This is a genomic window from Mesorhizobium sp. Arg314 (assembly GCF_053714275.1).
Genome location: NZ_JBSKBP010000007.1, coordinates 1 through 22,805, shown reverse-complemented (window position 1 = coordinate 22,805; position 22,805 = coordinate 1). Strand labels below are relative to the sequence as shown.

19 protein-coding genes and 2 pseudogenes are annotated in these 22,805 nt (G+C 61.8%); 18 read left to right on the top strand and 3 right to left on the bottom strand.

What is annotated here, in order from left to right; all coding sequences use genetic code 11:
- The first annotated feature begins 44 nt into the window (after nucleotides 1-44).
- Both atpD and ACWGS9_RS09380 read left to right on the top strand, forming a co-directional pair.
- Nucleotides 45-1,628 (top strand): F0F1 ATP synthase subunit beta, encoded by a 1,584-nt coding sequence (gene atpD / locus ACWGS9_RS09385; RefSeq protein ID WP_320215205.1) that lies wholly within the window; start codon nucleotides 45-47, stop codon nucleotides 1,626-1,628.
- Between the two features lie 108 nt (nucleotides 1,629-1,736).
- Nucleotides 1,737-2,144, top strand: a complete 408-nt coding sequence (locus tag ACWGS9_RS09380) for a F0F1 ATP synthase subunit epsilon (protein ID WP_320309044.1) — start codon at nucleotides 1,737-1,739, stop codon at nucleotides 2,142-2,144.
- A 278-nt stretch (nucleotides 2,145-2,422) separates the two neighbouring features.
- Here the strand turns inward: ACWGS9_RS09380 and ACWGS9_RS09375 are convergent, their stop codons facing one another.
- Complete coding sequence (locus tag ACWGS9_RS09375) at nucleotides 2,423-4,006, bottom strand: mannitol dehydrogenase family protein (protein WP_454504981.1); 1,584 nt, start codon at nucleotides 4,004-4,006, stop codon at nucleotides 2,423-2,425.
- A gap of 352 nt (nucleotides 4,007-4,358) precedes the next feature.
- Between ACWGS9_RS09375 and uxaC the strand changes: the two genes are divergently transcribed.
- On the top strand, nucleotides 4,359-5,768 hold the full coding sequence (gene uxaC, locus ACWGS9_RS09370) for a glucuronate isomerase (protein WP_454504980.1): 1,410 nt from the start codon (nucleotides 4,359-4,361) through the stop codon (nucleotides 5,766-5,768).
- A 67-nt stretch (nucleotides 5,769-5,835) separates the two neighbouring features.
- A pseudogene (locus ACWGS9_RS09365) lies at nucleotides 5,836-5,919 on the top strand (2-deoxy-D-gluconate 3-dehydrogenase); the annotation flags it as partial.
- 31 nt (nucleotides 5,920-5,950) lie between these two features.
- On the opposite strand, the gene ACWGS9_RS09360 reads toward ACWGS9_RS09365, so the two are convergent.
- A complete protein-coding gene (locus tag ACWGS9_RS09360) occupies nucleotides 5,951-7,123 on the bottom strand; it encodes an MFS transporter (RefSeq protein ID WP_454504979.1) in 1,173 nt (390 codons plus the stop codon).
- Nucleotides 7,124-7,232: 109 nt separating this feature from the next.
- Here ACWGS9_RS09360 and pdxR point away from each other — a divergent pair, with 109 nt between their 5' ends.
- The 6 genes from pdxR to ACWGS9_RS09330 all read left to right on the top strand — a co-directional run bounded on the left by pdxR (nucleotide 7,233) and on the right by ACWGS9_RS09330 (nucleotide 14,225).
- Entirely contained in the window at nucleotides 7,233-8,726 is a 1,494-nt protein-coding gene (gene pdxR, locus ACWGS9_RS09355; RefSeq protein WP_454504978.1) for a MocR-like pyridoxine biosynthesis transcription factor PdxR, read from the top strand.
- A 246-nt stretch (nucleotides 8,727-8,972) separates the two neighbouring features.
- Nucleotides 8,973-10,838 carry a DNA helicase RecQ gene (recQ, locus tag ACWGS9_RS09350; protein ID WP_454504977.1) on the top strand — a complete coding sequence of 622 codons (1,866 nt, stop codon included), beginning with the start codon at nucleotides 8,973-8,975 and terminating at the stop codon, nucleotides 10,836-10,838.
- An 82-nt stretch (nucleotides 10,839-10,920) separates the two neighbouring features.
- Nucleotides 10,921-11,280 carry a DUF3024 domain-containing protein gene (locus ACWGS9_RS09345; protein ID WP_454504976.1) on the top strand — a complete coding sequence of 120 codons (360 nt, stop codon included), beginning with the start codon at nucleotides 10,921-10,923 and terminating at the stop codon, nucleotides 11,278-11,280.
- Nucleotides 11,281-11,286: 6 nt separating this feature from the next.
- Entirely contained in the window at nucleotides 11,287-12,414 is a 1,128-nt protein-coding gene (locus ACWGS9_RS09340) for a hypothetical protein (RefSeq protein ID WP_454504975.1), read from the top strand.
- 190 nt (nucleotides 12,415-12,604) lie between these two features.
- Nucleotides 12,605-14,092: an HAL/PAL/TAL family ammonia-lyase gene (locus ACWGS9_RS09335; protein WP_454504974.1), complete on the top strand. Its 1,488-nt coding sequence runs from the start codon at nucleotides 12,605-12,607 to the stop codon at nucleotides 14,090-14,092.
- Nucleotides 13,977-14,225, top strand: a complete 249-nt coding sequence (locus tag ACWGS9_RS09330) for a type II toxin-antitoxin system RelE/ParE family toxin (RefSeq protein ID WP_454504973.1) — start codon at nucleotides 13,977-13,979, stop codon at nucleotides 14,223-14,225. Before ACWGS9_RS09335 ends, ACWGS9_RS09330 begins: the two co-directional genes overlap by 116 nt.
- 92 nt (nucleotides 14,226-14,317) lie before the next feature.
- Here ACWGS9_RS09330 and ACWGS9_RS09325 read toward each other — a convergent pair whose 3' ends face one another.
- The gene (locus ACWGS9_RS09325; protein ID WP_454504972.1) at nucleotides 14,318-14,761 is read right to left on the bottom strand and encodes a hypothetical protein; all 444 of its coding nucleotides are present in this window, start codon (nucleotides 14,759-14,761) and stop codon (nucleotides 14,318-14,320) included.
- Between the two features lie 414 nt (nucleotides 14,762-15,175).
- On the opposite strand from ACWGS9_RS09325, the gene ACWGS9_RS09320 reads away from it, so the two are divergent.
- The 8 genes and pseudogenes from ACWGS9_RS09320 to ACWGS9_RS09285 all read left to right on the top strand — a co-directional run.
- Nucleotides 15,176-16,414 (top strand): tyrosine-type recombinase/integrase, encoded by a 1,239-nt coding sequence (locus ACWGS9_RS09320; protein ID WP_454504971.1) that lies wholly within the window; start codon nucleotides 15,176-15,178, stop codon nucleotides 16,412-16,414.
- Between the two features lie 566 nt (nucleotides 16,415-16,980).
- Nucleotides 16,981-17,169, top strand: coding sequence for a helix-turn-helix transcriptional regulator (locus ACWGS9_RS09315; protein ID WP_454504970.1), 189 nt, complete (start codon nucleotides 16,981-16,983; stop codon nucleotides 17,167-17,169).
- A gap of 9 nt (nucleotides 17,170-17,178) precedes the next feature.
- Nucleotides 17,179-18,114: a ParB/RepB/Spo0J family partition protein gene (locus tag ACWGS9_RS09310; protein WP_454504969.1), complete on the top strand. Its 936-nt coding sequence runs from the start codon at nucleotides 17,179-17,181 to the stop codon at nucleotides 18,112-18,114.
- Nucleotides 18,114-18,602, top strand: coding sequence for a YdaU family protein (locus tag ACWGS9_RS09305; protein ID WP_454504968.1), 489 nt, complete (start codon nucleotides 18,114-18,116; stop codon nucleotides 18,600-18,602). Before ACWGS9_RS09310 ends, ACWGS9_RS09305 begins: the two co-directional genes overlap by 1 nt.
- A complete protein-coding gene (locus ACWGS9_RS09300; protein WP_454504967.1) occupies nucleotides 18,599-20,089 on the top strand; it encodes a DEAD/DEAH box helicase in 1,491 nt (496 codons plus the stop codon). Before ACWGS9_RS09305 ends, ACWGS9_RS09300 begins: the two co-directional genes overlap by 4 nt.
- The gene (locus ACWGS9_RS09295) at nucleotides 20,076-21,074 is read left to right on the top strand and encodes a toprim domain-containing protein (RefSeq protein WP_454504966.1); all 999 of its coding nucleotides are present in this window, start codon (nucleotides 20,076-20,078) and stop codon (nucleotides 21,072-21,074) included. Before ACWGS9_RS09300 ends, ACWGS9_RS09295 begins: the two co-directional genes overlap by 14 nt.
- A gap of 135 nt (nucleotides 21,075-21,209) precedes the next feature.
- Nucleotides 21,210-21,509, top strand: coding sequence for a hypothetical protein (locus ACWGS9_RS09290; RefSeq protein ID WP_454504965.1), 300 nt, complete (start codon nucleotides 21,210-21,212; stop codon nucleotides 21,507-21,509).
- A gap of 3 nt (nucleotides 21,510-21,512) precedes the next feature.
- Nucleotides 21,513-22,805, top strand: a pseudogene (locus ACWGS9_RS09285) (hypothetical protein); the annotation flags it as partial.

Here is a 22,805-nt window from a genome sequence, read left to right as displayed (position 1 = left end):
CAGCGGACAGCGTGAGCAACAGATAGACGAAAAGGGCAAAGACGATGGCGAAAGCAGCTACTCCGAAGACCGCCGCCAAGGCGGCACCGGCGGAAAAGGCTCCGGCGGCAGCCGCGAAAGCCGCTCCGGCAAAGAAGGCGGCCGCTCCGGCCAAGGCGGCGGCTCCGGCGAAGACCGCCGCAGCGAAGGCGCCGAGCGCTTCGGCACGGGTTGGCGCCGCCGGCAAGGTTCGCCAGGTCATCGGCGCCGTCGTCGACGTGCAGTTCGAAGATCATCTGCCGGCCATTTTGAACGCGATCGAGACAATCAATGTCGGCAATCGCCTCGTGCTCGAGGTTGCCCAGCATCTCGGCGAGAACACGGTGCGCTGCATTGCCATGGACTCGACCGAAGGTCTGGTGCGCGGCCAGGACGTCTATGACACCGGCGCTCCGATCACCGTGCCGGTCGGCCCGGGCATGCTCGGCCGCATCATCAACGTCATCGGCGAGCCGGTCGACGAAGAAGGTCCGGTCGACGGCATCGAGATGCGCGCCATCCACCAGCCCGCTCCGGCCTATGTCGACCAGTCGACGGAAGCGCAGATCCTGGTCACCGGCATCAAGGTTCTCGATCTGCTGGCACCCTATGCCCGCGGCGGCAAGATCGGCCTGTTCGGCGGCGCCGGCGTCGGCAAGACCGTGCTGATCCAGGAACTGATCAACAACGTCGCCAAGGCGCATGGCGGCTTCTCGGTGTTCGCCGGCGTCGGCGAGCGCACCCGCGAAGGCAACGACCTCTATCACGAGTTCATCGAATCGGGCGTCAACAAGAAGGGCGGCGGCCAGGGCTCGAAGGCAGCACTCGTCTACGGCCAGATGAACGAACCGCCGGGCGCGCGCGCTCGCGTCGGCCTGACCGGCCTCACCGTCGCAGAATATTTCCGCGATCAGGGCCAGGACGTGCTGTTCTTCGTCGACAACATCTTCCGCTTCACGCAGGCGGGCTCGGAAGTGTCGGCGCTGCTCGGCCGTATTCCTTCCGCCGTGGGTTACCAGCCGACGCTGGCCACCGACATGGGCGCGCTGCAGGAACGCATCACGACGACGACCAAGGGCTCGATCACCTCGGTGCAGGCGATCTACGTGCCGGCCGACGACTTGACCGACCCGGCGCCGGCGACCTCGTTCGCCCACCTCGACGCCACGACCGTGCTCAACCGCGCGATCTCGGAAAAGGGTATCTATCCGGCCGTCGATCCGCTGGATTCCACCTCGCGCATGCTCGACCCGATGGTCGTCGGCGAGGAGCACTACCAGGTCGCCCGCCAGGTGCAGTCGATCCTGCAACGCTACAAGTCGCTGCAGGACATCATCGCGATCCTTGGCATGGACGAGCTGTCGGAAGAGGACAAGCAGACCGTGGCCCGTGCCCGCAAGATCGAGCGCTTCCTGTCGCAGCCGTTCTTCGTCGCCGAAGTGTTCACGGGTTCGCCGGGCAAGCTGGTCGACCTCGCCGACACCATCAAGGGCTTCAAGGGCCTTTGCGCCGGCGACTACGACCACCTGCCGGAAGCCGCCTTCTACATGGTCGGCGGCATCGACGAAGCAGTCGAGAAGGCACAGCGCCTGGCGGCTGAAGCGGCGTAATCAAGGGAATAGGGAGTAGTGAATAGTGAGTAGTGAATAGCAGATGCGACGTGGGCCGTTTGGACCCTTCCTACTGACTACTCACTACTGCCTACTTGCTAGATTGATATGGCTGAAGCTTTCAAGTTCGAACTGGTCTCGCCGGAGCGGCTGCTCGTTTCCGAGCAGGTCGAGTCCGTTGTCATTCCGGGCGCCGAAGGCGAAATGACCGTGATGGCGCAGCACGCGCCGGTGATGACCACCATCAAGCCCGGCGTCGTCACGATCAAGGCTGCCGCCGGCAAGGAAGACCGTTATGTCGTGTTCGGCGGTTTCGCCGACATCCTGCCGTCCGGCTGCACGCTGCTTGCCGAATCGGCGGTTCATGTCAACGACATCGACCGCGCCGACCTTGCCCGCCGCATCCAGGACGCCAAGGAAGACGCCGCCGACGCCAAGGACGACGTGGCGCGCAGCCGCGCCGAGCAGTTCCTGAGCCAGCTCACCACGCTGGAAGGCGCGCTGCTGCCGGGCTGATTGCGGCATCTGGCACGAGATTGAGAAAGCGGGGCTTGCCCCGCCTTTTTTGTTTGCCCGCTTGTTCCGTTTGCGTGACAGCCCGCCCGGCTTGTCAGAGCGGTTAGCCGGTTCACGGAAATGGCTAGCCGCTCTTCTCCTTGTTCGGCAAGGCGGTGCGCCTGTTCTGGAATTCGAACGGTGTCGACTACGCTGCGCGGCACGTCGTGAACGGTTCAGCCGGCGAGTAATGTGAAGTCGCGCCAACCCGCTTTTTGACGAATGCCAGGCGGAGACCGCTATTCGGCCGTTCCGCTCTTGTTGCCGAGGGCCGCAAAGGCGAGTGCCGGGCCACCTTGCTTGAAATGAACGAGGTGGGTGGCGACAAACTCGATCAACCTTTGTCGTTCCGGATGGTCCTTGGCAAAGCCGGCGAGGTCGAACACGGCCTCGGCCATTGTTGCCGTCGGCAGATTGCGTCCGAACAGATCATTGAGGGCGGCATCGAGCGGATCGGTGAAGTGGCCCTCGGGCAAAGTCCCGCCGCGCGCGGCGCATGCGGCAATCCAGGCAGCGACAACCAGCGACAAATGTTCCGGCAGCAGACCAGCCTCCAGCCGGGCAAGGGTGGAGGCGATGATGCGCTGCGGCAGTTTCTGGCTGCCGTCATTGGCGATCTGCGCCGTGCGGTGGGCGAGCGCGGTGTTGGAAAAGCGCGCGGCGAGCTCGGCCGTGTAGGGGATCGGGTCAAGTCCCGCATCCCGCGGCAGCGTCGGAATGGCCTCGGCCCAGAGCCTGTCCACGAACTGCCGGATCGATGGATCGGCAAAGGCGCGGTCGACGGTGGCGTGGCCGCTGAGTAATCCGAGATAGGCGATGCCCGAATGCGCGCCGTTGAGCAGCCTGAGCTTCATGTCCTCGAAGGGGCCGACATCCTCGACCATGGTGACGCCGAATTTCTCCCAGGCCGGCCGCCCTCCCGGGAACCTGTCCTCGATCACCCATTGGCAAAACGGCTCGGTCATCACCGGCCATGCGTCCTCGACGCCGAGCTGTTGCGCAATGCGCGCCCGGTCGGCATCCGTGGTCGCCGGCACGATGCGGTCGACCATGCTCGACGGGAAAGCCACATCGTCGGCGACATAGCCGGCTAATGGCGGATCGCCTGCGTCGGCATGGGCGGCATCGCCCTTGCGAGCGGCCTCGGCATCGCCCTGGTGGGCGAGCCCGCCATCATCCTTGCGGATGAGCCGTTGATCGCGCAGCTTCGCAAACTCGATCAGCAGCCGGTGCAGGGTGGCGCCATTGGCCGGCAGATTGTCGCAGCAAAGCACGGTGAAAGGTGGCGTGCCGGCCGCGCGTCGGCGCGCGAGTGCCTCGGCGAGAAATCCATGCGCCGTCTTCGGCGATGCGGGGTTGGCGAGGTCGTGGGCGATATCGGGGTGTGCGCTGTCGAGTGTGCCATCGGCGGCTCGAAGATAAGCCTTTTCCGTAATTGTCAGCGTGACGATGCGGATGCGCGGATCGGTCAGCGCGGCGAGCACCGCGCCTGGATCTTCCGGAGCAACGAGCAGGGACTGGATCGAGCCGATGACCTGCAACTGTTCGCCGGCGCCATCCCTGATTGCCAGCGTGTAGAGCCCATCCTGCGGCGCCAGTGCGTCGCGCGTCTCGGGGCTGCGCAGCGAGACGCCGACGATGCCCCAGTCGCTCTCCCCGTCGCTCAGGCAGGCGTCGACATAGGCCGCCTGATGGGCGCGGTGAAAGGCGCCGACGCCGAGATGGACGATGCCGGGCGTGATGTCGGTGCGATCATAGGCCGGGACCGAAACCTCGCTTGGCAAGGACCGCAGCGTCCTGTCGGAAAGACGGCCGCTGCTCATGGCACCAAAACGGCTGAGATGTTTCGGCTAAGCGGCATGTCGATGTCCTGTGCGATGGAGCACACGCGGCGTATCACCTGTTCCCCACCGTCGCAAGAAGGTGGGGGCCTGACGACCCCAGACGACGGCAGCTTGCTGACCGCAAGGGGCGGCGGCTAGCCGATCGCAACAGGGCGGCAGCTGGCCGATCGCGTTGACATCATTCCTGGCCGACCGTACCGATACCCGACCCTAAGCGCAGCGCGCTGAAACGGATTTCGGCGGTGCGCTTCAGGCTTTGCCAAGGGCAAGTCGTTGTCCCGAAACCGCTGCACACTTGCGGGTGACATGCATTGGAGGAGCCGCCGTTTCGATGATCGCGCCGACCGATCCCGATCTGTTGTTTCCGCCCGAGGCCAATTCGCGTGCATTGGCCCGCGCCCTTTACGCTGGCGTGAAAAACCTGCCCATCGTCAGCCCGCACGGTCACACCGACCCACGCTGGTATGCGCTCAACGAGCCGTTTCCGGATCCCGCACAACTGCTCATCGTGCCGGACCACTACATTTTGCGCATGCTGTTCAGCCAGGGCGTCCAGCTCGAGGGTCTCGGCGTGCCGGTGCTCGACGGTTCGCCGGTTGAGACCGACGGCCGCGCGATCTGGCGGCGTTTCGCCGAGCATTACTATCTCTTCCGTGGCACGCCGACGCGGCTTTGGCTCGACCATGTGCTCGAACATCTGTTCGACATCGACGAACCGCTGACCTCCGCCACCGCCGACCGTCACTACGACACCATCGCCACGCTGCTCCAGCGCGACGACTATCGCCCGCGCGCGCTGTTCGAGCGCTTCAACATCGAGGTGGTCGCCACCACCGAGGGCGCGCTCGACGACCTGAAATGGCACCGAGCGATCCGCGACAGCGGCTGGAAGGGCCGCGTCGTCCCCGCTTACCGCCCGGACGCCGTGGTCGATCCCGACTTCGAAGGGTTTTCGGCCAATCTCGATCGGCTCGGCGAAATCACCGGATGCGATACCGGCACCTGGGCCGGCTATCTCGAGGCGCACCGAAAGCGCCGCGCTTGTTTCAAGGAATTCGGCGCAACCGCTTCCGATCATGGCCATCCGACCGCCGAGACCGCCAATCTTTCCGACGCCGCGGCGGAGGAGCTTTTCAACCGTGTCCGCCGTGGCTCGCAGGATGAGCGCGAACGGCGGCTGTTCCGCGCCCAGATGCTGACCGAAATGGCCAAGATGAGCCGCGAGGACGGCCTGGTGCTGCAGATCCATCCGGGCTCCTGGCGCAATCACTCGCCGGCTGTTTTCCAGAAGTTCGGCCGCGACAGGGGCTTCGATATCCCGACCCGCACCGACTATGTGACGGCACTGAAGCCGCTGCTCGACTGCGTCGGGCTGGAGCGCGACCTCACCGTTATTCTCTTCACGCTGGATGAGACGAGCTATGCGCGCGAGTTGGCGCCGCTCGCCGGCGTCTACCCGGCGCTGAAGCTCGGGCCGGCCTGGTGGTTCCACGACAGCCCGGAAGGCATGCGCCGTTTCCGCGAGATGACCACCGAGACGGCCGGTTTCTACAACACCGTCGGTTTCAACGACGACACACGTGCCTTTCCGTCGATCCCGGCCAGGCACGACGTTGCCCGCCGGGTCGACTGCGCGTTCCTGGCGCGGCTGGTCGCCGAGCATCGGCTGCGTGAGGACGAGGCGCATGAACTGGCCGGGGAGTTGGCCTATGGGCTAGCCAAGAAGGCCTACCACCTGTGAAGGGGCGCCACCACATGCGCGGCACGACCGGTCCATCGATCGGCAACAGGCGAAGGGGATGACGGACCTGAGCGACCTTTCCGCCTTCAGCCTCGCGGGCAAGCGCATCCTCGTCACCGGCGCCAATACCGGCATCGGCCAAGGCATCGCTAAGCCATGCTTTAGCTAGTAATCTGGCATTTTCACTGTCGGGCTATAACCTTTTGCCTGTAGGTTACGGCACTTGCCACAAAGGCAAGCTCCAACAGCGCTGCGATCACCAACGCCGATAGAAGTGCCTCCTTTCCAAAATTGACCAGTATCCAGCCGCCGAGGACAGGAAAACCAAATATCCCCACAAAATAGAAGAGGACGAACCAGGTTAGCGCAGCATGACGGTGATCTGGCGGAGCGCTGTTGACTGCCCATGTCTGGATGACGGGGTAGACCAAGCCGTAACCTACGCCCGTCAGAATGGCCGAAATGAATTGAAACGCAGGGTGGATATGTACCCCGAACATGGCCGCCACCCCCAAAATCATGATCAGCAGCAGTCCGATCGTCAGGCCGGATTGCGGTAGTCTTGCAAGAAAACGAGCCAGGGTGATGCGGGCACCGACGACTGTCACCGCATAGAGGATGAAGAAGGTACTGGCATTCGCCTTCGTGCCTTCGACAAGCGAGCTTTGGAAGCTCATCAGGCCGGAGAACACACATGCACCAAGCCCAACCATCAGGATCGGCCTGATAGTCTGCGAAGGTGCGATACGCATGATATGGCCCACCCAGGGGCGGATTGCCTGACCCTGTTTCGCGATGGGAGATTTACTTCCGAAGCCTGCCAGCAATATCCCCGCAACGATTGCGGCAAGCGCAACAAGCAGAAATGCCGTCTCATTTGCCAGGCCAAAATCCTCGACCGCGAGATTGACCAGCACCGGGCCGCCACCAATGCCAGCCATCTGGAAGGCTCCGAAACGAGTGAACCAGAAGCCCCGATCAGCATCGGTCACGCGCTCCGACAGTGCCATTGGGGCACCAATATAGAACATTCCCCAACCAAGGCCGACCAAGGAACCCGCAACTCGACTGAGGGTGATGCCGTGCTCGCCTGCGAAAGCCAGCACCAAGAAGCCGCAAGCGATCGACAGCGCGGCGATTACGGTCATCCGCGCGGCATCAATGCGGCCCGAAAACCACCCGACCAGCGGGACGCCGGCAAATGTGCCGATCATCGCCGCGCCCAAGGCCAGGCCGGTGTCGATGTCGTTGCCGCCACGAGCGCGGATGTAAGCCGAAAACAGGAACGTTGCCCCATATCCGGCTGCGGCAAACATAGTGCCGATGAACAAAAACGGTGCAGAGGAAGGTCGCATGAAAACCACATCAACGGGTTGAAAGTGGCTCGATTAGAATGCAATATTTACAAATGTTAAGAGCCACATTTGATGGCCGTCGTGGGCCACTTTTGCGAGGGACGTACTCATGGGACAGCAAAGGCGGCGCGAAAGCCTGTCGGCAGCCTTTCTTCCGCAAGTCGATGCAAGTTCGACGACCTCTCTGGTAAGGCAGCTCTATCTATCGCTGCGCAATGCTATTGTAGAGGGCCGCCTGGGTGCCGGGCATAGACTTCCTTCGACACGCCTAGCGTCGAAGGAATGGGGCTTGTCACGCGGCTCAATTGCTGAAGCATATGAAATTCTGATCGCTGAAGGCTATGCGAGTGCCCGCCACGGATCTGGCACCTACGTAGCATCGGGATTGCCGGAGGCATTCTCCCGGTTCGATCGTCCGACACAAACAAGCTCGAATTTCCCGCACCGGCACGTTTCGTCCGCGGCCGCAAAAGCTCTTTCGTGCATGACAAGCCTTGAGCCGCCGAATCGGGTGCCCTTTGCAACGGGCCGGATCGTGCATGACGAACGAACGGCCCTTTTGCTCAGACGTATCGCGGGCCGACATTTGAACTATGCCACGGACGGCTATGGAGACATCCAGGGCGAGCCTGAGCTCAGGTCTGCCATAGTGGCCTACCTGACTTCATCGCGCGGTGTCCGTTGCTCCGCCGATCAGGTGTTCATCACGTCTGGAACCCAGCAAGCCCTCGATCTCGCCTTCCGCGTTCTAATCACGCCGGGCGATACGGTTTTTGTGGAAGACCCATGCTATCCACCAGCCAGACAGTCGTTGATTGTCAACGGGGCGGAAGCCGTCGGCCTTCCAGTGGATCGTGAAGGTCTAATGACCGGAAACCTAGCCCATGCCGATGTGGCGCCGCCGGTTCTATTTTACGTGACACCTTCGCATCAATATCCGGCAGGATCGGCCCTCTCACTGGCTCGTCGTCTAGAATTGCTTGCCTATGCGCGAGACAATGGCTGTTGGATTGTGGAGGACGATTACGACAGCGAATTTCGCTATGAAGGGCATCCGATCGCATCATTGCAAGGGCTCGATCAGGCGGATCGGGTTATATACGCGGGAACCTTCAGTAAGGCTTTATTGCCTAGCCTGCGTGTCGGATATCTGGTGGTGCCCCCTGATCTGACCCAAATGTTCAAAGCCGTCCGGCCGATTCTCGATCGCTTTCCGCCTACGCTTTCGCAGCGCATCATCGCTGATTTCTTGAACGAGGGGTACTTCCCCGCTCATCTTCGGCGTCTGAGAGAGCGTAATCGTGCTTCGCGCGACCTACTCGCTCGCCTATTGGAGGAACGCATGGCTGAACATCTATGCGTCACTGTTCCAGAACAGGGGATTCACCTCACCGCATCCAGCACAGGAACATGGAAAAGCGACGTGGCTTTTTCGCTCGCCGCACAGAAAAGAGGCGTTGTGGTCATCCCGGCTTCTCCCATGCATGTATCGAGCGCCACTAAAAATCGGCTGATTTTTGGGTTCTCAGGGCTCACGGCAAACGAAGCTGATTGGGGAACGAAGCTTTTGGCCGATATGTTTGCGGGCCCTGTACACATCTGATGCCAAGGCTTCGACGACTTCCTCTGCCACAAGCGTCCTCTACCGCGCCTGTGTTGCGGTCGCTGCGTTGCAACGACCGGAATTTTTGCAGTTAGGATGGAGGTCGCCGCAAGCGGATTCCTGCAGAGCGCGGTTGTCGTCGGATGACGGCTGCGCTACTCCAGAACCTCAGTCGGAGAGTCGCTTGACCGGTTTCCACATCCTCTCCAATCCGCAAAGAAGCGCTTCCCGCGCGGTGTCTGCCTGATGCCGGCACAGGCGGCCAGCCTGCGGGCCGATGATCACAAGCGGCGCGTCCTGAAGGACGTGTTCGGCTTCGACGATTTTCGCCCCGGACAGGCCGCCGTCATCGAGGCGTTGCTGGCCGGGCGCCATGTGCTGGCGGTCATGCCGACGGGCGCGGGCAAGTCGCTCTGCTACCAGGTTCCGGCGCTGGTCAAAGGCGGGCTCACCATCGTGGTTTCGCCGCTGGTGGCGCTGATGCAGGATCAGGTCGCCGCCTTGCGCCTTGCCGGGGTCGCCGCCGACACGATCAATTCCTCGCTCGAGCGCGAGGCCAATGTCGCGGCCTGGCGCCGCGTTGCGTCCGGGCAGACGCGGCTGCTCTATCTGGCGCCGGAGCGGCTGATGACGGAGCGGATGCTCGATGCGCTGTCCCGGCTCGATGTCGGCCTGATCGCCATCGACGAGGCGCATTGCATCTCGCAATGGGGCCCGGCCTTCCGGCGCGAATATGAGGACCTGTCGCGGCTGCGCGGGCTGTTTCCCGACGTGCCCATCATCGCGCTGACGGCGACGGCGGACGAGGCCACGCGCGCCGATATCGAAGCGCGGCTGTTTGCCGGGCGCGCCGAAACCCTGGTGCTGGGCTTCGATCGGCCCAACATCAAGTTGGCAATAGAGCCCAAGCAGGACAGCAAGCGCCAGCTGCTGCGCTTCATCGAACGCCACCAGGGCAAGAGCGGCATCATCTATTGCCTGTCGCGCCGCAAGACCGAGGAAATGGCGGCCTTCCTGGAAAAGAACGGCGTGCGGGCGCTCGCCTACCATGCCGGCATGGGCAAGGAGACGCGTGAAGCCAACCAGAACGCGTTCATGAGCCTGTCCGGCGTCGTCATGGTGGCGACGATCGCTTTCGGCATGGGCATCGACAAGCCTGATGTCGCCTATGTCTTCCACACCGATCTGCCCGGCAGCCTGGAGGCCTATTACCAGGAGATCGGCCGCGCCGGCCGCGACGGCCGGTCGGCGGAAGCGCACATGCTCTACGGCCTCGGCGACATCCGCACGCGCAGGATGTTCATCGACGACGAGGATACCTCACCCGAGCACAAGCGGCGCTCGCATCGCCGGCTCGACACGCTGATCGGCTATTGCGAGACGGCGCAGTGCCGGCGCCAGGTGCTGCTCGGCTATTTCGGCGAGGAGGCCGAGCCTTGCGGCAATTGCGACAACTGCCTCGACCAGGCGCCGCGCGCCGATGGCGGGACGGAGGCGCGGATCATCCTGGCGGCGATGGCGCAGAGCGGCGAGCGCTTCGGCGCAGCCCATGTCATCGATATCCTGCTTGGCCATGAGACCGAAAAGGTGCTGGCGCGCAATCATCAGAAGCTCGCCAGTTTCAGGACCGGCATCGCGCACAGGAAGACAGTCTGGATGTCGCTGATCCGGCAACTTGTCGCCGGCGGCTTCCTGGTGCCGGATCCGGACGGCCATGGCGGCCTGGCCATCTCGGAAAGCGGCCGCGCGCTTGGTCGTGGCGAGGTTGCCTTCCAGTACCGCGTCGAGACGCGAGATCCTCTGGCGCGCGGCAGGAAACGTGCCGGGCAAGGCTCCGCCACGGGCGGCGATGGCGTGGACGCTTCCTTGCTGGCCGCGCTCAAGACGCTGCGGCTGCGGCTCGCCAAGGAACGCCAGGTGCCGGCCTATGTGGTGTTCTCCGACCGCACCCTGATCGACATGGCCGAGCGCCGGCCGCGCGATCTGGACGAGTTTGCCGAGGTGAATGGCGTTGGTGCCGCGAAGCTCAAAGAGTTCGGCGAGGTTTTTCTGGGCGCGATTGCTGCGCCTCGCGCGCAGGATCGGTCGAATGCAGTCTCGTTGCCGGACTGAGCAGTACTGACGGGCAAGGCAAAGGCGGATCAAGGACGTGGCTCGACGCAAACAATGGGTCAGCGCAACGGCAAGACCTGGTATGGTCGACGAGCTGGAGCAAAAGACAATTGTCGCTGCTTGCGAGAAGCTTATCGAGGGCTTCCTGAAGCCCAGGTTCCTGTCCGAGGTCCGTCCGACCCAGTGGAACTATACGGTCGATATCCGAGGCGCCTGGGCCGGTGGACGATACCGGTTCATACAGCGCTACCGGTCAGGCATGGAGCACAATCGTGGTGAGGAGTTCGACGCGCCCTTCGCCAGGCTCGATCGGATCGGACCAGATCGGTTTGACATCTACTGGATGCGGCATACGGGCAAGTGGTGGCGGCTCCACACGGACGTAACTCTCGCCAAAGCCCTGCGAATCCTTGAAACTGACGGACACCTGCATCCGGTTTGAGCGGCAATGAGCGAATATCAATACTACGAATTCCAAGCGATCGACCGGCCGCTTGGCGACGCGGATCGCCGGGCTCTGCGCGAGCTGTCGTCACGGGCGCGGATCACGGCCACCAGCTTCACCAATTCCTACGAGTGGGGCGATTTCAAAGGCGATCCGGACAAACTCATGGAGCGCTGGTTCGATCTCCATCTCTATCTGGCGAACTGGGGCTCGCGCCGCCTGATGATGAAGCTGCCGACCCGGTTGGTCGACAGGGATCGCCTCGGTGCATTCCTCGGGAACAACGACTGTTCCACGTTCAGAATCGCTGGTGGGAACGTCATCTTGAGCATCTGGCGCGACGAGTTGGAGCCCGGCGACTGGGATGACGGCGAGAGTTGGCTGGCGATCCTTTCGCTGCTTCGGACCGACGTGCTCGCGGGCGACCTCAGGTTGTTTTATCTGATATGGCTCATGGATGTCGAAGCCGAAGCGATCGAGCCGGACGAACCGGAGCCGCTGCCCGGAATCGGACCGTTGACCGACGCGCTCGCGGCCTTCGCCGAATTCTTCTGCATCGACCAGAATCTTCTCCGGGCGGCGGCGGAACGAAGCGCGGCAACGGACGAGGCGCTTCCGGAGATGCCTGGGCGGGTCATCGGGGCGATGAGTGATGCTGAGAAAAGCAGCCTGCTTGTGCGGGTTTTCAACGGCGAACCGCATGTGTCTGCCGAGTTGCGGGCCTTGGTTCGGGCGCGCTCCGAGCCCCAGGTGGCAACCTCGCCCGGCGCTCCGCGCACGGCTGCCGATCTGCTGGCTCGCGCCCGTGAGATCCGCCTTGCCCGGGAGCGCGCCGAGGCGGAACTGGCGCAAGCGCGGCGGCGACTGGAGGCGGAGGCGGCCGAGAAGGCACGTGAAGTACGGCTTGAGGACATTCGCCGACGGGGCGAAAGCGTCTGGACAGACGTCGAGGATGAAATCGGGCGGCGCAATCCCGCCGGATATGACAAGGCAGCGGCCCTTCTGTCCGATCTTCTGGCGCTCGGCGAAAGCGAGGATACTGTCGAGATGTTTCGCTTCCGGCTTCAAGCCATTCGGGAGCGTCATGCCGGTAAAGCGCGCTTCATCGAACGTCTAGGCCTGCTGGGGTAGAGCGCTCTATCTCGCGGCCGAAGAGTTCCTCAAAGTCGGCGCAGTCGCGCTAAAGTTTTTACCTTGTCCCCGCCGCCACGGCGAAATTCCGACAAAGCGTGTGCTCGAGAGGCTGTAGGTTCGATGCTTCCGGGACTCGGGGACCCGGCGTAAGTTTTCGACGGCTATCAGCCCGGGTTGGACTCCACGAATGACGACAATCATCGACAATGCCGCAAGCTGGCGTGACATCGCGCGCGTTGGCGACGGCGAAATGCTGGCGCTGACCGACGCCGCCTGGGATCGCATCGCGCACGCGAATCGCATCGTGGCAAGCCTCGTCGAAAAGGGTATCCGCGCCTATGGCGTGAACACCGGGGTCGGGGCGCTTGCGAGCCAGGTGGTGGCGCCGGCATTGCAGGAGAAGCTGTCGCGCAACATCATCCTCAGCCACGCTTGCGGCGTCGGCGAACTGGTGCCAGAGCGCAGTATCCGCGCCGTCATTGCCGTGCAGGTGGCGAATTTCGCTCACGGCCATTCGGGCGTGCGGCCTCAGATCGTCCGCAACCTCCTCGCCTTGCTCGAGCGCGGCTGCGTTCCGGATGTTCCGTCTCGCGGATCGGCCGGATATCTCACGCACAACGCCCATATCGCGCTGGTGCTGATCGGCGAGGGCAGGGCGACTGTCGCGGGGCGCAAAATGAGCGGACGCGAGGCGCTGGCCGAGATCGGCCTGGAGCCGCTGGTGCTGGGCGCCAAGGAAGGCTTGAGCCTCGTCAACGGCACCGCATGCGCGACCGGGCTGACGAGCATCGCGCTGGTTCGCGCCGAGCGTCTGCTGTCCTGGGCCGATGCCGCGGCAGCGCTCACGCTGGAAGCCGCCGGCGGGCAGATGGCGGCTTTCGATGAAACCGTCCTGGCCATGCGGCCGTCGCCCGGCATCGCTGCGGTGGGGGCTGCGCTGCGGCGCCTGCTCGACGGCAGCGGGCTGATCGCGGCGGCGCAGGGCAGCCGCACGCAGGATGCGCTCAGCCTTCGCGCGGTGCCGCATGTGCATGGCGCGGCGCGCGAGGTGCTGGAGCGCTCCGCGCAACTGGTCGACCGTGAATTGGCATCGGTAACCGACAATCCCGCCGTGGCCGGCACGCCCGATGAGCCGCAGGTATTTTCGCAGGCGCATCCGGTCGCGCCCGCGCTCGGGCAGACCGCCGACGCCTTGACGATCGCGCTCGCACAGGTCGCGGCCATGAGCGAACGCCGCATCGATCGCCTGGTCAATCCGCTGGTCAACAATCTGCCGGCATTCCTCGCCGCCGAAGGCGGCTGCAATTCGGGCTTCATGATCGCCCAGTACACGGCCACGTCCCTCAGCAATGTCAACCGGCGCCTTGCCGCGCCGGCCGCAACAGACGGCGGTGTCACATCCGGCTTGCAGGAGGATTTCCTCGCTCACCCGACCGTGGCGGCCAACAAGCTTTTGGCCGTCATCGACAACGCCGAATATATTTTGGCAATCGAGCTCATGGCGGCCGCGCAGGCGCATGATTTCCTGGCCGGCAAGGCGGCGCGGGCGCCAGGCACCGATGCGATCTACCGCGCCGTCCGCCAACGCGTCGCGCATTACAGCGACGACCGCCCGCTGTCCTGGGACATGGAAATACTGCGCGATTTCATCCGCGAGGCGGATGCGGGGCGGTGACTGGCGCGATCCTTTCGTCGAATGCTCAGGGTGCAAGGCGCATCTCATCGTCTATCGAGTCGAGGAAGGCGGAGATGTCTTCATTGTCCGGGTGCGCCACGGGCACGAGGATTGGGCGGGAACTGCCGCTTAACGCTTCGGAGCGGGCATCCTGCTTCGCGAAGGCGACCAGCCTACTCACCGCTCGATCCGCTTGAAATCGCCTCTGCAATCGCCTTGAGCCGGCTAATGCCAAAGGCACACTCGGACGTCCTTCCCAACAAAGCATGCGCCATCGCGGCGAAGGTCTTGCCATCTTTCGTCGCCGTGGGTTTCGTCAATAACCGCGTTCGAATAGCCTGCCCAGGAACCACCGTCCTTATAGACAACGGCCCAGTAATCCTTGGACATTTCACCAGCACCGCTATGAGGGTCGGGATAGTCGATCCCTGCGAAAACCTGATGAGGTCCCTGGATATTGAAATCGCCGCCCTTCTCGATCTGATAGGAGCATCTTCCGGATATGCGGGTCGCACCCTGAACGACAAGCAGGCAGCGGCCCCATTTGTAGTCGCTCGGCAGGCGATGCTTTGCAGCTTCCGCATGCGAAGGCGAAAGGGAAAACGCAATTGCAAGGGCAGCCGCTATGGCTGGCCCGGCCGACAGCCGATGCGAAGAGCGACCGGACATCGTTGGATTCCGCCCAGAGCGCATGTCGAACGGTCCTCCGCAGGACGATCCCCTGGGACCATATATTATCGACCATAGCCGGTTTTTTGTCACGCGAGTGTGTGCTGCTTCACGGCCGGAGTATGAATCGATCGAAACGCGTAGTCTGGACCTGAGGCGTTTTAAGTCGGGCGATCGCGGCTCGATAAAGCTTCGGAGGGCATCCTGCTTCGCGCGGAAGACTTGGCTGTCCTGCGAAGCTCGGAGAGCGAAGCAGGATGGCGGAGAGGGAGGCCGTCGAACTCGCGTTTCAGGACGTCCACCGCTGTTTTTCTAACATCTGAAATCATTGGATAATTAGAACCGAATGTCTTGGACTGTCCCCCGCCGTGTCCTATCATCCCAGCTTTAAAGTGGGGAAGGAAGTGGGGAAGGATGGCGCGGACCCTCAACAAGCTGTCGGATGTGTCGGTGAAGGCCACGAAGAAGCCTGGCCGCTATTCGGACGGCGGCGGCCTATATCTCAATGTTGCCGCGACCGGCTCCAAATCGTGGATATTCATGTGGAAGCCAAAGGACGCGAAGAGCCGCCGCGAAATGGGTTTGGGTGCTTACCCTACTGTCGGGCTCGCAAAGGCCCGCAATAAGGCAGCGGACTGCCGGACGGCCGTCGATGAGGGCCGCGACCCGATCGCAGAGAAATCGAAGGAGGCAGAGCCAACATTCGGCGAATGCGCCGATCGGTTCATCGAGAGCATTAAATCGGAATGGCGTAATGCAAAGCACGCGCACCAGTGGGCTCAGACCTTGGGGGAAGACTATTGCGCCGCGATCCGCGACAAGCGGGTATCGACGGTAACCGTCGAGGACGTGCTCGCGGTTCTCTCACCCTCCTGGACCGACAAGAATGAAACAGCGTCCCGGCTTCGTGGCCGGATCGAGCGCGTTCTTGAGTTTGCCAAGGTCAAGGGATGGCGGAGCGGCGAGAATCCTGCATCTTGGCGGGGCAATCTCCGTAATCTGCTTCCGAAGCGCCAGAAACTTCAGCGTGGCCATCAGGCGGCCATGCCATATCGAGACATACCCGCCTTCGTCAAAAGGTTGCAGGCATCCGAAGCAATGTCCGCCCGTGCGCTGGAATTTACCATTCTGACTGCGGTCAGGTCGGGCGAGACCTTCGGGGCCAAATGGCCGGAGGTCGACATGGAGGCCGCCATCTGGACCATTCCGGCTGAGCGCACTAAGACCGGTGCCAAGCATGCCGTTCCGCTTTCGAAACGCGCGCTCGCCATGTTGGCCGACTTAGCCAAGAGCCATCACCGTGGAGACTTCGTATTTGCTGGCGAGCCCCGGCGAGGCAATCGAGAGGATCTTGAGCGCGGTCGGCCTCTCTCTGACATGGCGATGCTGATGTTGATGAGGCGCCTGGAGGTCGACGATTTCACCGTACACGGCTTTAGGTCAGCGTTCCGTGACTGGTGCGGCGATGAAACCCACTTTCCCCGCGAACTAGCTGAGAGTGCGTTGGGTCATAAAGTCGGGAATGAAGTCGAGCGAGCTTATCGGCGGTCGGATGCGTTGGAAAAGCGTCGCAAGCTCATGCAGGCCTGGGCTGACTATCTCGGGGCGTCGAATGCTGGCAATGTGGCGAAGTCCAAGAAGAGATCCGGCTAAGCTTCATGCCAACTTCGTGAACGTAAATAGGGCGAGCTTTCCACACATTACCGAGCTTATATATTGCTTTCTCAGACTATCCGTGCGACATTTGTTCCTGACATTTGGATGATTCGGCATCAGAAGCCGGTTTCCATATAGGCAAGTTTGAGCTATCAAACGCTCGCGCTTGTTGGCCCGATCAAAAAGGCCCGTTCGGCACGTTAAAGCCGGTCATTCCCATCAGAGATCAAAATCTGGCGAGCGCACGCGCGGCGAAACGCGATCCCCCATTTGATCCTTCAAAGGAATGAACCCATGACCGAGCATTCGGCTATGCGGGATAGCGCCTTTAATTCTGGCTCCCCCTCCCGCGACCTTCGTCGACAAGAAGCGGCGAAATACATCTCCGACCACTACTTCGATTGTAGCCCGCGCACTTTAAGTAAGATGGCTAGCGTGGGAGGAGGCCCTCGTTTTCGTAAAGCCAGTCGTTGGGCCCTGTACTCCCGCTTGTCGCTGGACGAGTGGGCACAGTCCAAGATCGGGCCTCTTGTCGGCAGCACCTCTGAATTGGAGGGTGCGCGATGACCTCTCCCCATGTGACAATCTCAGTCACTATCCCGCAGGCCGTTGCAATGACCGGCCTCAGTCGTTCATCGATTTACCGGCTCTTCGCCGAAAAAAAACTCAAGGCACTGAAGGCCGGGTCGAGGACGCTCATACTGACCGCTGAGTTGGAAGCGTTCATCCGCTCCCTTCCGGAAGCGGCGTGAGGTGTCCCCATGGCAGCTCACGAAAAAGCCGCCGGGCTGGCAGTGCCCGGCGGCTCGGTAGAAGATAGAAAAGCTGTTACGGCTTCCTTCTATACCGGCGCCCAGCAAACTGCAATTACCGTCTTGCCGATCGACCTGCTCCATCGGCATCCCCAAGCTCGCCCACTCAACGATGCCGCGCTGGCCGCGTTAGCAGACAGCATCGAAGAGAGCGGGCTTATCAATCCGATCCGCGTCCGCAAGATCGACGCTGGCTATGAGATTATCGCGGGCAGCCATCGGTTCGCAGCATGCGATTTGCTCGGCAACCGCGAGATAGATTGCATCATCGTCGATGATGACGATCTCCATGCCGAACTGGCGATGATAGACGAAAACCTATGCCGAGCTGAATTGTCTCCGTCCGACAGGGCGAGACAGACTGCTCGGCGAAAGGCGCTCTATCTGGAACTCCATCCGGAGACAGCACACGGGTCGCCCGGTGTAAGTCGCCAAGTTGGCGACACACGCGAGCGGGTCGAAGTTGAGAGATTCACCGAGGCTACCGCCAAGATCACCGGTCAATCTGAACGCGCTGTGCAACGCGATGCGGCGCGCGGCGAAAAGGTAATTCCCGAAGCGCTGGACATTATACGCGGGACCAAACTCGACACCGGTACCTATCTCGACAAGTTGAGGAAACTTGCGGCCGACGATCAGGTCCCGACGGCGAGCAGCGATCTGGCTTCCGCACCCAAGGTGGGCGGCATTGCCGGCCGCTACCAGGCCACCTCGCCGACAAACCGCCAAGAGCAACTCTTCGAGAGGTTCATCGGCATCGTCGACGCCATCGAAGCGCTGTCAATTGCCGACCTCATCGTCAGCGCCGGCCGTCAGCGCGCGGTGCTTGGACAAAGGGCATCCGGTCTCGCTGATTTCATGAGCAAAATCATGGAGGCGCTCTGATGGGTGCCTTCATTTGGATGCCTCTCTACGTTGGAGATTATCGCAGCAACACTGCGCATCTCAACGCCGCGCAGCATGGCGCGTACCTCTTGCTGATTATGCACTATTGGCTGAGGGGCGGACTGCCAGACGACGATGGTCAACTGGCCCGGATCGCCTGCATGACGCCTGCAGAATGGCGGAAAAATCGCGCCACAATCCGCGCCTTCTTCGGTGATGGCTGGCGGCACGGTCGCGTCGACGAAGAGATTGCCAAGGCGGTTGAGCGCTACGACAGGCGCTCTAACGCCGGTAAGCAGGGTAATGCGAAGCGATGGGGAAGCCATCGCAATGCGATCGCAATGGGATCGCAATCACAATCACAGTCACAATCACCTAAGAATCCTAGCCAAGGGGAAGAAGACCTAGAGGGGTATAGCACTAATCCAGGACTTAGCACTGCCCGACCGACCCTCGCCGTTGTGAACGGACAAGGGGGTGGCCGGTGAAGTACGCTCTCCATCCGCATCAAGAGCGGGCGCTGGAAATGCTCCGCTCGTCCTTGCTGGCTGGGAAAAGGCGGCCGATGCTGCAGTCGCCGACCGGCAGTGGGAAGACAATTCTCGGTTCTTCTATCGTCGAGGGCGCCTTGCGCAAGGGTAACCCGGTGCTGTTCACCGTGCCATTCCTGAGCCTTGTCGACCAGACCGTCCAGCGCTTCGCCGAACAGGGCATCCACAGCGTCGGGGTGATGCAGGGCTTCCATCCGCAGACCGATGGCGATCAGCCTGTGCAGGTGGCCAGCGTGCAAACCCTGATGCGCCGCCAGCTACCAAAGGCTGGCGTCGTTCTGATCGACGAAGCTCACCGCTGGTTCGATTTCTACGGGACCTGGATGGCAATGCCCGAGTGGCAGAAGATCCCGTTCATTGGCCTATCGGCAACGCCTTGGGCAAAGGGTCTCGGCAAGCACTACGACGATCTGCTGATCCCGACGACGACGAAGGAAATGATCGCCAAGGGTTTCCTGTCGCCGTTCCGCGTCTTCGCGCCTTCGCATCCCGACCTTTCGAAAGTCCGCACGGTGGCGGGTGACTATCACGAGGGCGAATTGTCCACCGCCATGAGCGAACCCGTGTTGGTGGCGGATACCGTTTTGACCTGGCTGCGCCGCGGCGAGGATCGCCCAACGCTCTGCTTCGCTGTCGATCGGCCGCATGCCCGCAAGTTAGCCGGCGAATTCGAGGCGGCTGGCGTGCCGACAGCCTACGTCGACATGGATACGCCGCCCGAAGAGCGTCGGCTAATCGGCGAGCGGCTGGCCAATGGTCAGATCAAGGTCGTCTGCAACATCTACACCCTGACCACCGGAGTTGACTGGGACGTCCGCTGCATCATCCTGGCGAGGCCGACCAAAAGCGAAATCCTTTTCACCCAGATCATCGGGCGCGGCCTGCGTACCGCCGACGGCAAGGCGGATTGCCTGATCCTCGATCATTCCGACACGACGCTTCGCCTCGGCTTCGTCGACGACATCCACCACACGTCGCTCGACATGGGCAAGCACCAGAAGGGCACCAGTGCCCGCAAGGACCGCACGGCGCCGCTGCCGAAGGAGTGCCCCTCTTGCTCGTACCTCAAGCCTGCCGGTGTCCACAAATGCCCGTCGTGCGGATTTGCGCCCGAACGCCAATCACTGATCGAGGACAAGTCGGGCGAGCTCGTACAGCTCAAGGGCAAGAAAAAATCCAAGGCTGATGCGACGGAGCATTCGCCGCAGGAAGTCTACTCGATGCTGATCTGGGTTGCCGCCGAACGCGCCTATAGCCCGAAGTATCCCAACGCCAAGTTTTTCGACCGCTATGGCGAATGGCCGCGCAACCTCCGCACGAACCCGAAAGCGCCGGATGCGGCGTTTCTGAATTGGCTACGCTCGCAAAACATCCGCTGGGCAAAGGGCCACGCCAAGCGGGAGGCGCGCAATGCAGCAGCGTGAGCCGTTGAAAGATCGCGCCTTGGGACGCTGGCACGGAATCCTAACAGATATCGGCCTCTCGTCGAAATCGCTGTCAGGTAAGCATACCGCCTGTCCGATCCCTGGCTGCGGCGGCAAGGATCGATTCCGATACGACGACAAAGGCGGTCGGGGAACCTTCATTTGCTCGCAATGTGGCGCTGGCGACGGCATCGAACTAGTCAAGTTGTTTCTGGGCGTCGACTTCAAGGCGGCGGCTGTCGAGATTGAGAAGCACATTGGCTCGTCGCCCGTCATGGCGAGCGGCAAGAGGCAGCCACTCACGAACGAACAGAAACGGCGCGAGATGACCGCGATGTGGGGCCGGTCGAGACCGATCACCATGGATGATTTCGCCGGCATCTATCTGCATCGGCGAACAGGACTGACACGGTTCTCCTCGTGCCTGCGGTTTGCGCCAGACGAGCGCTACTCCGACGGTGACGGTAAATCGTCCTGGCATCCGGTCATGGTCGCGAAAGTCGATCCGAGCCACCAGGCCGCTGCACAGGGTGAAACCGCCGTCTTGCACCGGACCTATCTCGACAAGTTCGGCGGCAAGGCTGACGTTCCCTCGCCCCGGAAGATGCTCGGCACGATGCCAAACGGCGCTGCCGTGCGCCTGATGCCCCACGGTGACACCCTCGGGATTGCCGAAGGTATCGAGACGGCGCTGTCGGCGTCGATCCTCTACAACATGCCGGTGTGGGCGGCTCTCACCGCCAATCTGCTCGAAGAATGGTCACCGCCCGCCAATGTCGAGACGGTGTTCATCTTCGCCGATAACGACGCGAGCAGCACCGGGCAAGCAGCGGCCTATGCACTGGCCAAACGGCTGAAGGCGAAGGGCATCAGCGCATTTGTCGAATTGCCGCTCACGATAGGTGAAGACTGGAACGATGTGTTGCTCAAAAACAGGCGAGCGGAAAAGCCGCCTATGCTCTCGCATAACATCACAGTTAGTTGAACTCTGGAATTTCTTCCTGCCTCGTGAAACAGCCTGAAATGATGCTGGACGCCCCGGCACAATAAGAGACAAATTATTGAAATCATTGATTAATTTTAGCGTCCATGGTTATGTATATACCGGTGATTTGCGGCCATGATGGTTGCCTTGAAAGTCAGCGGAGCCGACGATTTCAGAATGACGAGAGAGCAAAATTCCGACCAGCCGACCAGCCTTCCGGCTGGCGGGCAAGTAGCGGGCGTTGACGCCGTTCACGGTCGCCGTGCGGAGAATGAACAGCAAGCCGAGCCTGACCGTTTGGCCATTGTTGAAAATCTGAAGACGGAGTACGCGGCAAACCCGATCGAGCTTAGCTCTCAAAGCGATCCAGCCCCCGGCGCCGTGTGGGATCTCCCCGACGCTGCCGCGTGGGATTCCGCGGTGTGGGGAGTCTGAGAGATGCCGCGCAACTCGTCAGGGATTTTTACGCCGCCACCCGGCACCGCAGCGGTTTCCAACACAACGATCGGTAGCGTTCCGTACAACTCGCTGGTCGCCGATGTTGGAAACGAATTGACGGGCTCGCTGCCAACGAACGGCAGCAAGGGCATGTCCGCCAATCTGCCCATGGGCGGCAATAAGATCACCGGCATGGCTGATCCGGTCGCCTCGACGGACGGCGCGACCAAGAATTATGTCGATACCGCAGCGGCTCCCATTTCTGCCGTCAACACGTTCGTCGGCGGCACTTCGACCGGCTCAGCGAGTGCCCAGGTTCTCGCCACCACCACCCCGAACACCTTCGCGCTCACTGCTGGCAATACCGTCGTCTTCTCCCCAGGCTTCAATGCACCCTCTGGCGCCGCGACGCTTCAGGTTAACGGAACGGCCGCAACGAATTTCAAGAAGCGCTCGCCGACCGGACCGGTCAATTTTGCCGGGAGCGAATTCATAGCCAACCAGAACATCAGCGCTACATATGATGGCACCCAATTCCTGCTCAACACGCCCAGCGGCAACATCCTCACCCCAACCGCAATAAACGATTCCGGCACGCTGGCTTTGACGGGCATCATCTCGCCCACAGCGCTCGCTGCTGGAGCAACCAACGATTATAACCCAACCGGTTTGGCGTCGGCGTCGGTGCTGCGTATCACGGGCAATGCTGGTGGGTCCGTGCTTACTGGCATCGCCGCGCAACCGAGTGGCACCGTGCTTATCCTGTCAAACATTGGCACGAGTCTCATTACGATCGCTGGTCGCAATGCCAATTCTCTTGCCGCCAACCAATTTCAGAACATCTCTGCCATAGGTCTGTGGCCTGGCCAGAGCACCCCTATTCAATATGACGTGACAAGCGGTGGATGGCAGGTACTTCAGGCGCAGAACGCGGCACCAACGGCGGTTGCAAGAAAGAATCTCAAGATCATCACAACGTCGGTCACGGCGGCAACGATCACGGCGGACGAGATCATTGTTGAAGACACCACCTTTATGACGGCCAGGCTCGCCAACATTAATGTCTCCTATGCCACTGGCACGGCGGGCGCGAATGGATTGGATACCGGAACGATCACGGCTTCTAATTGGTATTTCGAATGGGTTATTTATAATCCATCCACCCTTACCACTGCTGCTCTGCTTTCTCTCAGCTCAACCGCACCGACGATGCCGGCCGGCTACACCTTCAAGGCCCGCGTCGGCGCCTCCTACTTCGATGCCGGGTCGAAGCTGCGGTTCAAGATTCAGTAT